The 13,502-nt window shown below is 66.3% G+C and carries 13 protein-coding genes; 7 read left to right on the forward strand and 6 right to left on the reverse strand.

The window, feature by feature from the left end; genetic code table 11:
• Both EWM63_RS15940 and EWM63_RS15945 read left to right on the forward strand, forming a co-directional pair.
• Positions 1 to 675 carry an OmpW/AlkL family protein gene (locus EWM63_RS15940; protein WP_130187417.1) on the forward strand — a complete coding sequence of 225 codons (675 nt, stop codon included), beginning with the start codon at positions 1 to 3 and terminating at the stop codon, positions 673 to 675.
• A gap of 121 nt (positions 676 to 796) precedes the next feature.
• Positions 797 to 2,794 carry a PAS domain-containing hybrid sensor histidine kinase/response regulator gene (locus EWM63_RS15945; RefSeq protein ID WP_165390838.1) on the forward strand — a complete coding sequence of 666 codons (1,998 nt, stop codon included), beginning with the start codon at positions 797 to 799 and terminating at the stop codon, positions 2,792 to 2,794.
• 20 nt (positions 2,795 to 2,814) lie between these two features.
• Here the strand turns inward: EWM63_RS15945 and EWM63_RS15950 are convergent, their stop codons facing one another.
• Complete coding sequence (locus EWM63_RS15950; RefSeq protein ID WP_130187419.1) at positions 2,815 to 3,327, reverse strand: flavin reductase family protein; 513 nt, start codon at positions 3,325 to 3,327, stop codon at positions 2,815 to 2,817.
• Positions 3,328 to 3,442: 115 nt separating this feature from the next.
• On the opposite strand from EWM63_RS15950, the gene msrA reads away from it, so the two are divergent.
• On the forward strand, positions 3,443 to 3,994 hold the full coding sequence (msrA, locus tag EWM63_RS15955; RefSeq protein WP_229487301.1) for a peptide-methionine (S)-S-oxide reductase MsrA: 552 nt from the start codon (positions 3,443 to 3,445) through the stop codon (positions 3,992 to 3,994).
• Between the two features lie 56 nt (positions 3,995 to 4,050).
• On the opposite strand, the gene pdxH is transcribed toward msrA, so the two are convergent.
• A complete protein-coding gene (pdxH, locus tag EWM63_RS15960) occupies positions 4,051 to 5,283 on the reverse strand; it encodes a pyridoxamine 5'-phosphate oxidase (protein WP_130187420.1) in 1,233 nt (410 codons plus the stop codon).
• A 71-nt stretch (positions 5,284 to 5,354) separates the two neighbouring features.
• Between pdxH and tcdA the strand changes: the two genes are divergently transcribed.
• Positions 5,355 to 6,212: a tRNA cyclic N6-threonylcarbamoyladenosine(37) synthase TcdA gene (tcdA, locus tag EWM63_RS15965; protein WP_130187421.1), complete on the forward strand. Its 858-nt coding sequence runs from the start codon at positions 5,355 to 5,357 to the stop codon at positions 6,210 to 6,212.
• 107 nt (positions 6,213 to 6,319) lie between these two features.
• Here tcdA and thpR read toward each other — a convergent pair whose 3' ends face one another.
• The gene (thpR, locus tag EWM63_RS15970; protein ID WP_130187422.1) at positions 6,320 to 6,874 is read right to left on the reverse strand and encodes an RNA 2',3'-cyclic phosphodiesterase; all 555 of its coding nucleotides are present in this window, start codon (positions 6,872 to 6,874) and stop codon (positions 6,320 to 6,322) included.
• A gap of 33 nt (positions 6,875 to 6,907) precedes the next feature.
• Here thpR and EWM63_RS15975 point away from each other — a divergent pair, with 33 nt between their 5' ends.
• Together EWM63_RS15975 and cysK are read left to right on the forward strand one after the other, a co-directional pair.
• Positions 6,908 to 7,456 (forward strand): FKBP-type peptidyl-prolyl cis-trans isomerase, encoded by a 549-nt coding sequence (locus EWM63_RS15975; protein ID WP_371861095.1) that lies wholly within the window; start codon positions 6,908 to 6,910, stop codon positions 7,454 to 7,456.
• A 45-nt stretch (positions 7,457 to 7,501) separates the two neighbouring features.
• Entirely contained in the window at positions 7,502 to 8,458 is a 957-nt protein-coding gene (gene cysK / locus EWM63_RS15980) for a cysteine synthase A (protein ID WP_130187423.1), read from the forward strand.
• Positions 8,459 to 8,654: 196 nt separating this feature from the next.
• Here the strand turns inward: cysK and EWM63_RS15985 are convergent, their stop codons facing one another.
• The 3 genes from EWM63_RS15985 to EWM63_RS15995 are packed head-to-tail and all read right to left on the reverse strand — an operon-like array spanning position 8,655 to position 10,302.
• Positions 8,655 to 8,900 carry a hypothetical protein gene (locus EWM63_RS15985; protein ID WP_130187424.1) on the reverse strand — a complete coding sequence of 82 codons (246 nt, stop codon included), beginning with the start codon at positions 8,898 to 8,900 and terminating at the stop codon, positions 8,655 to 8,657.
• A gap of 38 nt (positions 8,901 to 8,938) precedes the next feature.
• Positions 8,939 to 9,988, reverse strand: coding sequence for a cation diffusion facilitator family transporter (locus tag EWM63_RS15990; protein WP_130187425.1), 1,050 nt, complete (start codon positions 9,986 to 9,988; stop codon positions 8,939 to 8,941).
• On the reverse strand, positions 9,985 to 10,302 hold the full coding sequence (locus tag EWM63_RS15995; protein ID WP_130187426.1) for an ArsR/SmtB family transcription factor: 318 nt from the start codon (positions 10,300 to 10,302) through the stop codon (positions 9,985 to 9,987). Before EWM63_RS15995 ends, EWM63_RS15990 begins: the two co-directional genes overlap by 4 nt.
• Positions 10,303 to 10,433: 131 nt before the next feature.
• Here EWM63_RS15995 and EWM63_RS16000 point away from each other — a divergent pair, with 131 nt between their 5' ends.
• Complete coding sequence (locus EWM63_RS16000; RefSeq protein ID WP_165390839.1) at positions 10,434 to 13,496, forward strand: M10 family metallopeptidase C-terminal domain-containing protein; 3,063 nt, start codon at positions 10,434 to 10,436, stop codon at positions 13,494 to 13,496.
• Positions 13,497 to 13,502 lie beyond the last annotated feature (6 nt).

Below are 13,502 nucleotides of genomic sequence, written 5' to 3' on the forward strand. Positions count from 1 at the left end.
ATGAAAAACACTTCGATCGTGAAAGTGCTCGCCGTGGTCGCCATCCTCGGTACCGCGACGGGCGCCGCGGCGCAGGCAAAGGGTGACTGGACCGTGAAGGTCGGCGTCAACAAGATCACGCCGAAAGTGGAAAGCGGCAACGTGTCCGCGCCGGCGCTGCCGAACACCAAGGCTGACGTGGGCCCGGATACGAAGCCGATCCTGAACCTCGCCTACTTCGTCACCGACAATATCGTGGCCGAGCTGGACCTGGGCGCGCCGTACCGCCACAAGCTGTTCGGCGCCGATGCGATCGCCGGCACGGGCGAACTGGGCACGGCGGATGTGCTGCCGCCCACGCTGTTCGCGCAATACCGGTTCTTCGGGCCGGATGCCGTGTTCCGCCCCTATGTGGGCCTGGGTGTCACGTATGCGTATTTCCGCCGCGAGCGGGGCTCCGCGCAGCTGACGGCGATCCTAAACACGGGCGGCCCGGCCTCGACGTTCTCGCTGGAAGCAAAATGGGCCGCCAGCGCCCAGCTCGGCGCCAGCGTCCGCCTGAACGAGCGGTGGTCGATCGACGGCGGCGTGATCAAGACACGCCTGCGCACCACGGCCTCCTATTCGACGGGCCAGACGCAGGCGATGAAGCTGGACCCGGTGGCCGTCAACCTGGGTGTCACGTTCAAGTTCTGACCCGGCCATGCCCCTGAAAAGCCGGCCGCGTGCCGGCTTTTTGCATTCCAGAACGGCGGCGCCGCGTGGCAATGCCTTTCGCTATACTCGGCATGACCGAACGAACAGGAGATCACCCGGCATGCCCCGACACCGCGCAGCATTTCTGACCGAGGGCGGTGCCGTGGGCGCATTGATGCGCGGGCATGACTGGGCGACATCACCACTGGGGCCACCGGAGCGCTGGCCGCCGGCGCTGCGCACCGTGGTCGGGCTGATGCTCAACTCGGCGTTCCCCATGTTTGCCGCGTGGGGCCCGGAACTGGCATTCCTGTACAACGACGCCTACGTGGACGTCCTCGGCCGCAAGCATCCGCATGCGCTGGGCAAGCCGTTCCGCGAAGTGTGGGCCGATATCTGGCACGATATCTCGCCGATCGTCGACAAGGCGATGGCGGGCAGGGCGTCATACCACGAAAACCTGCCGCTGACGATGCACCGCAACGGCTACGACGAGGAAACCTGGTTCACGTTTTCATACTCGCCGATGCGCGACGAGGCCGGCGACGTGGCCGGCGTGTTCTGCGCCTGCACGGAGACCACCGAGCAGGTCCTGGCAGAGCGCCACCGCGCCGAGGAAATCGGGCGCATGCGGCTGCTGTTCCAGCAGGCGCCCGGCATTCTCGCGGTGGTGCTCAGTCCGGAGCATGTGTTCGAGATCGCCAACGATGCCTACCTGCGCCTGGTCGGGCGCGATGACATCGTCGGCAGGGCGGTGGCCGAGGTGCTGCCGGAAGTGCGCGACCAGGGATTCATCGCGCTGCTGGACGAGGTGTACCGCACCGGCGAGCCCCATGTCGGCCACGAGATGCCGGTATTGCTGCGCCGCGGTCCGGAGTCCGAGCTGGAGGAGCGCTTCGTCAATTTCATCTACCAGCCGATCCGCGACCATCGCGGCGCCGTGTACGGCATCTTCGTCGAAGGCAGCGACGTGACCGAGGCCGTGCTGGCCATGCGTGCGCTGCAGGAAGCCAATGCACGCAAGGATGAATTCCTGGCGATGCTGGCGCACGAACTGCGCAATCCGCTGGCCCCGATTGCCGCCGCGGCCGAACTGCTGCGGCTGGGCACCCCGGATGCGGCACGGATCCAGAAGACCAGTGCTGTCATCACGCGGCAGGTCGAGCACATGACGAAGCTGGTCGATGACTTGCTGGACGTGTCGCGCGTGACGCGCGGCCTGGTCACGCTGCGGCGCGAAACGCTCGACTTCAACGGCGTGGTCGGCGAGGCCGTCGAACAGGCCGCCGCGCTGATGCACGCCAAGCGGCACCGGGTAACCGTCGAGCTGCCGGACGAGCGCCTGTGGGTCAACGGCGACCGCACGCGCCTGATCCAGGTGGTGTCGAACCTGCTCAACAACGCGGCGCGCTACACGCCCGATGGCGGCAGCGTGACCGTGCGGGTAACGGCGGACGAGCGCAATGTGCACGCCACCGTCGAGGACAACGGCATCGGCATGCTGCCCGGCCTGCTGCCGCACGTGTTCGACCTGTTCACGCAGGCCGAACGCTCGCCGGACCGGTCGCAGGGTGGCCTGGGCCTGGGGCTGGCGCTGGTCAAGACGCTCATCGAACTGCAGGGCGGCACCGTGCGCGCGCACAGCACGGGCGCGGGGCAGGGCAGCTGTTTCACGATCTGCCTGCCGCGCGTGACGCAGCCGATAGCGCTTGCGTCAGGCAGCGGTGAGGGCGAGGAAGCGCGCGGCGCCAGGCGGCGCCACCTGATGGTGGTGGACGACAATGCCGATGCGGCCCAGATGCTCGCGCTGCTGCTGGAAACGGCCGGGCACTCGGTGGCCGTGTGCGGCGATGCGGCGCAGGCGCTGCGCGCCGTGGTGGCCAGCCCGCCGGCGCTGCTGTTCGTCGATATCGGCTTGCCGGGCATGGATGGCTATGCACTGGTGCGCCGCCTGCGGCAACTGCCTGAAACGGCCGGGGCCCGCATCGTGGCCATCACCGGATACGGCACGCCGCAAGACCGGGAGCGTGCGCTGGAAGCGGGCTTCGACGAGCACCTCGTCAAGCCGGTGAACCCCAAGGCGCTGTACGGGATCCTGGCGCGGCTGTCCGCGCACTAGTGGGTTCAGGCAAAAACAGGTCAGCCGGGCATGTGCAGGCCGCCGAGCTTACCGCCGTGGAACACGAGCGGCTCGCGCGGATGGACTTCGCAATGCTCCACTTCACCGACGAAGATCACGTGGTCGCCTTCCGGGTAGCGGCTGCGGTTGTGGCACTCGAACCAGGCCGTGCAACCCTTCAGTACCGGATGGCCGGTGCGCGACAGCTCGAACTCGACCTGGCCGAACGGATCCTCGGTACGCGTGGAAAACAGCCTGGCCAGATGCGCCTGGTCGGCCGCCAGGATATTGATCACGTAATGCGAATTGCCCGAAAAGACAGGCATGCTGGACGCCTGCGACTTCAGGCTCCACAGCACCAGCGGCGGATCGAGCGACACCGAGTTGAACGAGCTCGCGGTGAGGCCGCGATAGGTGCCGTCCGCCAGCCGGGTGGTGATGACGGTGACGCCGGTGGCGAATTGCGACAGCGCCTGCCGGAAATGCCCGCTGTCGAAAGCGGGCGTGGCGGCGCGGGGGGAACTGGTATTCATGCGGGCATTATGCCAAAGTTTGCACGAGCCGAGCGCGGCACCGGAAAAACAGGACCCGACCGGAAATATTTCCGCTGGACGACACCGTTTTCTTGATTGCGTTACAGTAGGTCCAATGAATGACAGTGAGGATCGTATGGCGCAGACCGAGATCGCCGTGCTGGGCGGCGGGTGTTTCTGGTGCACGGAAGCCGTGTACCTCGAAGTGAAGGGTGTCACCAGGGTGGAGTCGGGCTACACGGGCGGCCAGCAGCCGGATCCGACCTATGAGCAGATCTGTACCGGCACGACCGGTCACGCGGAAGTGGTGCGCCTGGAATTCGATCCCGATGTGATCAGCTACCGCGATATCCTGGAAATCTTTTTCACGATCCACGATCCCACCACGCTGAACCGCCAGGGCAACGACGAGGGCACGCAGTACCGCTCGGTGATCTATTACCAGTCGCCGGAGCAGGAAGCCACCGCGCGCAAGGTAATGGCGGAAATGGCGCACGTGTGGGATGCGCCGATCGTGACGGAAATCTCGCCGGCACAGCCTTACTACAAGGCCGAGGACTATCACCAGAATTACTTTGCCCAGCATCCGCTGCAGAGCTATTGCGCGTTCATCGTGGCCCCGAAGGTCAGCAAGTTCCGCAAGATGTACAGCGCGCGCCTGAAGTAATCAGGTTCATTGCGCGGCCCGGGCCGGCCGCCGGCGATACGGCCGCGCCGTGGACATCAAGGCTGGAGACGTTCCTTCGTCCAGCTGCCGTCCGCCTGCAGCACATACACGATCCGGTCGTGGAAGCGCGAGGCGCGCCCCTGCCAGAACTCGACACGGTCGGGCACCAGGCGGTAGCCGCCCCAGTGTTCGGGCCGCAGCGGCTTGCCGCCGGCCGCCGGGCCATGGCGTTCTTCCACGGCCGCATAATTGGCTTCCATTTCGGCCCGGCCGCCGATCGGCGCGCTCTGGGCCGAAGCGATCGCGCCCAGTTGGCTCTTCAAGGGGCGGCTGTAGAAATAGGCATCGCTTTCCGCGGCCGACGTTTGTTCCACGCGCCCTTCGATGCGCACCTGCCGCTCCAGTTCGGGCCAGAAGAACAGCAGGGCGGCATGCGGGTTTTGCGCGAGCTGGCGGCCTTTCTGGCTGCCGTAGTTCGTGTACCAGGTAAAACCGCGCGCATCGAACTGCTTGACCAGGACGATGCGGGACGACGGCCTGCCATCGCCGCCCACCGTGGCCACGCTCATCGCGTTCGGCTCGTTGACCTGCGCCTTCATCGCCTCGTCGAACCACTTCGTGAACTGGGCCACCGGGCTGGCCAGCGTGTCTTCCTCGGACAGGCTGGCGCGCCCGTAATCCAGGCGCAGGTCGGCGAGGGCGATGCCGCCCACCGTGGTGCCAGCGCCAGCGCTGGCATCGCCGGCAGCCGCTTCCGGCGCGATACCGCGCCGTCGCCCCATCGCCTCGCCCAGCAGCGACATCTGGGCCGGGTTGAACAGGCGCTTTGCCATCGGCGCGATATGGCCTTCTTCCATCTCCATGTGCGCCGTGTACATCTGCACGAAGGTGTTCACCGCCTCGGTCGACAGGTCGCTGGCGGAGCCGTTGGCAACCTTGTCGAGCTGTCCATCGATGATGTGCCACGCGTCGTCCATCTGCTTGTGCTGCGCAAGGATTTCCGGGCGCAGGCGGCGCACCGTTTCCAGGTCGGCGCCGGTGGCCGTCGCGTCCAGCATCGGCAGCAGGTCCACTTCCTCGTCGGCATGGTGCAGGTGGGCGGCCGTGTTGAAATATTTCTGCACCGCCTGCGCCGCCTGTTGCGCCGCCGCGTCCGCCCCGTGTTGCGGCAAGTGTTCCAGCAGCTTTTGCAGCGTGGTCAGCTGCTTGCGGATCTTGTCGTGGCAATGCTTGAGCATGGCAATCGGCTGGTCGAAGCCGGGGGCGGGGGCGAGGAGGGAATCTGTCATGGCGGCATCCTGGAATCTTGTTCGACGGATTGTAGAATAATCCTTCGGGCCGTGTCCGTTAAAATGGCCGGATGAACGAGATTACCCCATCCCTGCAAGGCGCCGGCGAACACAAGGTCGACGAACACGACGTCGACTTCGACCGCCGCTTCGGCGGCATCGCCCGGCTATACGGTGCCGCGGCGCTGGAACGCTATCGCACCGCGCACGTCTGCGTGATCGGTGTCGGCGGCGTCGGCTCCTGGATCGTCGAGGCGCTGGCGCGCAGCGCGGTCGGCCGCCTCATGCTGATCGATCTGGACAACGTGGCCGAATCGAACATCAACCGGCAGATCCAGGCGCTGACCGATACGGTGGGCATGGCCAAGGTGACGGCGCTGCGCCAGCGCATCGCCCAGATCAACCCGTATTGCCAGGTGACCGAGATCGAGGATTTCGTCACGCCGGACAATCTCGACGAGATGATCGGCGGCCACGACTACGACTACGTGATCGATGCGATGGACAGCGCGCGCGCCAAGACGGCACTGGTGCACTACTGCCGCACGCGCGGTATCCGCCTGATCATGATCGGCAGCGCCGGCGGCAAGACGGACCCCACGAAGATCGAGGTGCGCGACCTGGCCAGGACCGAGCAGGAACCGCTGCTGAAGAAGGTGCGCCGGCGCCTGCGCAGCGAGTTCAACTACCCGCCGAACGGCAAGAACAAGCTGGGGGTGGATGCCGTGTTCTCGATGGAGCCGTTGAAATACCCGGAAACGGGCGACGTGTGCGAGGTCGATCCTGACGACGCGCCGCCCGCGAAGGCCGGCCTTACCGGCATCAACTGCGCGGGCTTCGGCTCGGCGGTGGTGGTGACGGCCACGTTCGGCATGGTGGCCGCGGGGCATGTGCTGATGAAGCTGGCGGAGGAAGTCGCGCCGCAATAACGGTGGAGAGCTGTCGTCGGACACGAATTCCGTGCAGGCGAGCGAAACCCGAAGGCAGATGCCGGGGTCAGACCCGACGGGTCTGACCCCAGGGTTGCGCCTTGGGTTCACGCAGGCTGTGCATTGCGCTCGACCGGCACATATCTGCCGTCCGGTAGCGACTCCACCAGCACGGTCTCGTCCACGTCCCACATCACGGAGACCGCCGGGGCCGCGGGCGGCGCCTGTTTCGCTTCCCGCGCCAGCGTGACGTGCGGCTTGAAGGAACCATGCGTGGCGGCAGAAAAGCCCGCCGCGGCAAGCTGCCGTACAAGGTCTTCATGCAGCGCCACCAGTTCGGCGGGCACGTGCGTCATGCCGGCCCACGCGATGCGCGGCCGCGTGAAATAGCCGTAGCAGTCGATGGCGAGCCGCAGTGGCGGCACGGCGAGCCGGTCGCGGATATCCAGCAGGGCCGGCACGGCATCGGCCGGCACGTGCCCGAGGAAGGCCAGTGTCAGGTGCAGCTTGGCGGGCGCCGTGAGCCGCCCGGCGACGGGCGCCTGCAGGGCGGCCAGCGCGGCGCGCGTGGCATCGTCCGGCCACAGCGCAAAGAAAAGCTTGCGCTGCGGCTGGGTGCCTGGCCCGTCATTTGGCTGTCCTTCAGGTTCATTTGCTATCATGTTGCCGCCTCAAAACCAGTACAGAAAGAAACCATGATGACCCGTCTGTCCGCTCCAGTGCTGTCCCTCCTGCTGTGCGCCACCGCGTTCGCGCACGCCCAGACCCCGGCCGCCGGCCAGGAAGCATCGGCCCAGCCCGCCCAGCCGGCCCAGCCAGCCGCCACGCAGGAAGCGCCCGCCGCCCAGGAAGCGCCGGCCGCACCCGTGGTGCCCGGCTCGGCCACGATCGGCCCCGCCGCCGAGCAGCTGATCGTCAACGACACCAAGGCCGGCACCGGCCGCGAAGCCGTGACCGGCGGCACGGTGTCCGTGCATTACACGGGCTGGCTGTACCGCCCGATGGCGAAGGGCCACAAGGGCCGCAAGTTCGACTCGTCGCGCGACCGCGGCGAACCGCTCGAATTCCGCCTCGGCGCCGGCCAGGTCATCAAGGGCTGGGAGCAGGGCGTGGCCGGCATGAAGATCGGCGGCAAGCGCACGCTGATCATACCGTCGAATCTCGCTTACGGCTCGCGCGCCATGCCAGGCATCCCGGCCAACTCGGCACTGATCTTCGACGTCGAACTGCTCGACGTGAAGTAAGCGGCGGCGTTACACTGGGCTCCCATTCATCCTGCGGAGACCCAGATGAACGTAGCGAACGATGTGACGGCGCTGATCGGCAATACGCCGCTGGTGCGCATAAATCGATTGACTCAAGGCGGATTGACCCAGGGTGGGCCCGCTCCCGCGCAGATCCTGGCCAAGCTGGAGTTCTACAATCCGGCCCACAGCGTGAAGGACCGCATCGGGCTGTCGATGATCATGGCGGCCGAACAGGCCGGCCTGATCAAGCCCGACACGATCATCCTCGAACCCACCAGCGGCAATACCGGCATCGCGCTCGCGATGGTGTGCGCGGCGCGCGGCTACAAGTGCACGCTGGTGATGCCCGAGACGATGAGCCGCGAACGGCGCACGCTGCTGCGCGCCTATGGCGCCGACCTGGTGCTCACGCCCGGCAGCGAAGGCATGGTGGGCGCCATCCGCCGCGCCGAGGAAATGGCGCAATCCGACAGCCGCTACCTGATGCCGCAGCAGTTCAACAACCCCGCCAATCCCGAGATCCACCGCCGCACCACCGCCGAGGAAATTTGGCGCGATACGGACGGCCGGGCCGATATCCTCGTGGCCGGCGTGGGCACCGGCGGCACGATCACCGGCGTGGGCGAGGTGCTCCGCGAGCGCAAGCCTTCGTTCCAGTGCATCGCCGTGGAACCGGAAGCGTCGCCGATCCTGTCGAAAGGCACGAAGGGGCCGCACCCGCTGCAGGGCATCGGCGCCGGCTTCGTGCCGGCCGTGCTGAACACGCATGTCTACAACGAAGTGGTCGCCGTGAAGAACGACGATGCGTTCGACTATGCGCGCCGGGCCGCGCGCGAGGAAGGGCTGCTGGTCGGGATCTCGGCCGGCGCCGCCTTGTGGGCGGCCGTGCAGGTGGCGCGCCGGCCGGAAAACGAGGGCAAGCTGATCGTGACGATCATCCCCTCGTTCGGCGAACGCTACCTGAGCACGCAGCTGTTCGCGGGGCTGGCCGATCAGTGATGGCAGGCATGGCGATCGCACGCCCGCTTCACGCGGCGTCGTCTCCCGCCATGTCGCCGGTTGCCGTTACTGGAGGTGGGCGTAGCAAACCCAGCGTCCATTCAAGGCAAGCGCCGTGCAGTTCTGGTACAAGCATTTTTCTCCCGTGAAGCCGCGGTGGGCAAGCACTGTCAGGAACATCCATTGCGCTTTCACTTCAGGAGATTGCCGGGTCATCGTGCCTGACGCATTCCTTTACCGCGAATACCGCATAGGTCGTTTCTTCCGCTGCGCATTCCACATACCATTTCTGCAGGCAGGTACCGCACTGGTAGTTTGCAAGGCCGTAACGAAGTGCCGGCGAAAAATCGTCGGTATCGAGGTCCACGAAATAGCTGGAGAATTCCCCAGCGCCCCTGAAGTCGAAGCCGCGGTCCAGATAGCCGAGATCGGCGATTGCCATCGGAACATCGTTGCAGTTGCACATGACTGTCGCTGACGTCAGTGAGGGTGCGCATGGCCATGATGGCCATGGTCATGCTTATGGTCGTGGTCGTGGTCGTGGTCATGAGCATCGTGCCCATGCGCCTGGCCGCGCTCTTGTTCGTTCCCTTGCCCATCCCCTCCCAGGCAGCACGCATGCTCCGTCGTCCCCAGCTCCGTCTGCAGGGTGCTGTGGTGGATCGAGAATTCTTCGCGCAAGCCGCGCGCGATGTCGTCCATCGCGACATCGCCCGGGTAACCGCCCGGCATGACCAGATGGGCCGTCAGCGCCGTTTCCGTCGTGCTCATCGACCAGATGTGCAGGTCGTGCACGTCCGTCACGCCTGGGCGTGCGCGCAGGAACTGCTCCACGTTGCGTGAATCCACGTTGTCCGGCACGGCCGCCATCATCATGCGCAGCGATTCCTTCAGCAGCGACCAGGTGCCCGCCACGATCATCACCACGATGCCCAGGCTCACGAGCGGGTCGAGGCGGATCCAGCCGGTGAACATCACGGCAAGGCCGGAAATCAACACGCCCAGCGAAATCGCGGCATCGGCCGCCAGGTGCAGGTAGGCGCCGCGGATGTTCAGGTCGTCCTTGCTGCCTTTCATGAACAGCCATGCCGAGATGCCGTTGACGAGGATGCCGATGCCGGCCACCACCGACACGGTCGGACCGTGCACCGGCACGGGATCGATCAGCTGCAGCACCGCTTCCCAGGCGATGGCGCCGCAGGCCACCATCAGCAGCATGCCGTTGAACAGCGCGGCCAGCATCGAGCTGCTGCGCAGGCCGTAAGTATAGCGGCGCGACGGTTGCCGCTTGGCCAGGATCGCCGCGCCCCATGCCAGCATCAGGCCCAGCACGTCGGAAAGGTTGTGCCCCGCGTCGGCCATCAGTGCCGTGGAGTTGGCAAGGAAGCCATATCCGAACTCGACGGCGACGAAGATCGCGTTCAGCGTGATCGCGATCGCGAACGCGCGGCCATGGTCGGCCGGGTCGCCATGATGATGATGATGCCCATGCCCATGCCCGTGGTCATGGTGGTGATGGTGGCCGCTCATACTTCGACTCCAAGGGAGGGTTCGGCGATATGCTCGAGCATGTCGCGCAGGACACCGCTGATGTGGGCATCGGCGGTCGAATAAAACACTTGCTTGCCTTGCCGCTCGGCTTTCACGATGCGGGCCGCGCGCAGCAGGCGCAGGTGGTGGCTGACCAGTGAACTGGAAAGCTCGAGCGTGGCGGCGATGTCGCTGACGGCGATCGGCGCGGCCACGCACGCAAGCACGATGCGCAGGCGGGTGGGATCGCCCAGCAGGTGGAACAGGTCGGCCAGCTGGGCTACCGACTCTTCGTGCACGGAGGCGAGGTTCATCTCATGGATAACATTTGAATAGATGTTCATATATTAGTCGCATGCGCACAACGGCGCAAGCCGCCAAAGTGTTTCCGTAGCGCAAAAGTGTTATGATCGGCGATCCCTCGAATCACCTGATCGAAAAGCCTATGCAGTCCAGCGGAAACAATGCCATCGACGCGCTCGCCTACAGGAGCTGGAATGCCGGGCCGGGGATGGCGCTGACGCTGACCTATTCCTTCCTGGCGACGCCGCCGGCCAACGCCAGCGCGATGGATATATTCGGCTTTGTACCGATGAGCGCCGCGCAGCAGGGCGCCGCGCGCGTGGCGATGGCCACCTGGTCCGCGGCGGCGAACATCACGTTTACCGAAGTGGCCGGCGGCGGCCAACTGCTGATGGGCGTGAACGACCAGGGCAGCAAGAGTGGCGCGTATGCCTACTATCCGAACCCTGCCGGCTCGTCGGCCCTGTACCTGAACGACGAGGGCTACAACACGGTCTTCACGCCGGGCAGCTTCGGGGCGCACGTACTGATCCATGAACTGGGCCACACGCTGGGGTTGAAGCACCCGGGCAACTACAACGCGACCGGCGGCGGCGCGCCAGGGCCCTTTTTGCCCGTCGATACGGACAATGCCGACTACACGCTGATGTCGTACTACGGCGGCCGCAGTGAAGCGATCAACGGCAAGTATCCGGTGTCGCCGATGGTGTACGACGTGCTGGCGATCCAGTATCTGTACGGTGCCAACCTGCAGTACCGCACCGGCGACGACGTCTACGCCTTCGGCAACGCCGCTGCGCCATCGTGCATCTGGGATGCGGGAGGCATCAACACGTTCGACTTTTCCGCCTGCGTGGGCACCACGCTGATCAACCTGAACGAAGGTGCGTTCAGCGAGACGGCCAGCAAGTTGCGCAACGTGTCCATCGCCTATGGCGTGGAGGTGCGGCGCGCGTTGGCCGGCAATGGCGGCTCAACGATCGTCGCCAATGACCTGGGCAATACAATCACCGGCGGGGCCGGCATCGACGACGTTTTCGGCGGCGCCGGACACGACAGCATCACGGGCGGCGCCGGCGACGATACGCTGCGTGGCGATGGCGGCAACGACAGCCTGCAGGGCGGGGTCGGCAACGACCGGCTCGACGGCGGCGCCGGCAACGACACCATCGATGGCGGCAGCGGCACCGATACGGCCGTGCTGGCATACCGCTTCGAAGACACCACGCGCGTGTGGCTCAATGCCACCGATCTGCAGGTGACGGACAATGCCACCGGCATCACCGTCACGTTGCGCGGCATCGAAACGATCGTGTTCGACGGCGTGACCATGGCGTTGGACGAGACGGTGGGCTCTTGGAGCCCGACGGGCACGCGCATGGCGGACCTGCTGACCGGTACCGGCGCAGCCGACATCCTGGCAGGGCTGGCGGGCAACGACACGCTTGCCGCGCTGGGCGGCGACGACAGCCTCGATGGCGGCACCGGCAACGACAGCCTCGCCGGCGGCGAGGGCAACGATACGCTGGTGGCCGCCACCGGCCGCGACACGCTTGCCGGCGGCGCTGGCGACGACCTCTATGTGATCGGCACCGCCACGGCCACGCTGCTTGAAGAAGCAATGGGCGGCCACGACGCCGCCCGGACGACGCTGGCCACCTGGACCCTGGCGCAGGGTGTGGAAGACCTGGCCGGCACGCAGGCCGGGCGCGCCTACCGCTTCACCGGCAATGCGCTGGACAATGCCATCCACGGCAATAGCGGCAACGACGTGCTTTCCGGCGGTGCCGGCAACGATACCTTGCGCGGCGCCGCCGGCAGGGACAGCCTGGCCGGCGGCGATGGCGACGACCATCTCGAAGGCGGCACCGGTAACGACACGCTCGATGGCGGCGCCGGCAATGACACCGCGGTATTCGCGCAGGCGCTGGCCAGCTACACCCGCTCGCGGCCCACGGCCGGCGACCTGAAGCTGGTGGACACGGTATCGAAAGAAGTCATCGTGGTGCGCAACACGGAAACTCTTGTGTTTGCCGGCATGTCGTATTCACTGGACGACTTGCGGCTTGGCCTTGTCAGCACCGGCGACGACATGCTGACGGGCACCACGGGTGCCGACACGATCGACGGCCTGGCCGGCAACGACACGATGACGGGGCTGGCCGGCAACGATACCTATGTGATCGGCGCGGCGGGCGATGCGATCGTCGAGGAGACCGGTGGCGGCATCGACATGGCGAGGATCGCCATTGCCGGCACCGGGTTCACCCATGCGCTGGCCGAAAACGTGGAGAACGCAACGATCGTGTCGAGGGTGGCCGGCAGCGTCACCGGCAACGCGGCGGACAATGCGTTGACCGGCAACGCCGCCGCGAACACGCTGGCCGGCGCGGCGGGCAATGACAGCCTCGAAGGCGGCGCCGGCAACGACTGGTTGCTGGGCGGGGAGGGCGACGATACGCTGGCCGGCGGCACCGGCAGCGACACACTGGAAGGCGGCGATGGCGACGACGTCCATATCGTCGATGCCGCCGGCGACAAGGTGGTGGAGGCCGCCGATGGCGGTGTCGACACGGTGCGCACGGCGCTGGCGCGCTGGACGATGGCGGCGGAAGTGGAACGCCTCGAATACACCGGCAAGAGCGGATTCACCGGTACTGGCAACGCGCTGGATAACCGGATCGGTGGCGGCGGCGGTGCCGACCGGCTGCTGGGCGGCGATGGCGACGATACGCTGGCCGGCGGCGCGGGCAACGATCTGCTGACCGGTGGCACCGGCAGCGATGCGTTCGTGCTGCGCTTCGATGCGGGGAGCGACACGGTGGCCGATTTCGTCACCGGCATCGATCATGTCCTGGTCGATGTGTCGGTGCGCGGTATCGGCAATGGCGATGCGGTTGTCAACGGTGCCGTGACCATCATGGCGCCTGGCGGATTCGGCACGGATGCGGAACTCGTCATCGTGACCGGCGGCGCCGGCACGCTGACGACCGCCAGGGGCGCAGCCCTGATCGGCTCGGCCGATGCCGCCTACGCGAAGGGGGACAGCGCGCTGTTCGCGATCGATAACGGCACGTCGACGGTGCTGTACCGCTTTGTATCCGCGCAGGCGGATGCGATCGTTTCCGCCGGCGAGCTGACGCAGATCGCGCAGCTGACCGGCGTGGCCGATGCCGCCAGCGTGGAGATCGGCTTTACGCGCTAGCGCCGG

The sequence above is a fragment of the Pseudoduganella lutea genome (assembly GCF_004209755.1).
Classification (GTDB): domain Bacteria; phylum Pseudomonadota; class Gammaproteobacteria; order Burkholderiales; family Burkholderiaceae_D; genus Rugamonas; species Rugamonas lutea.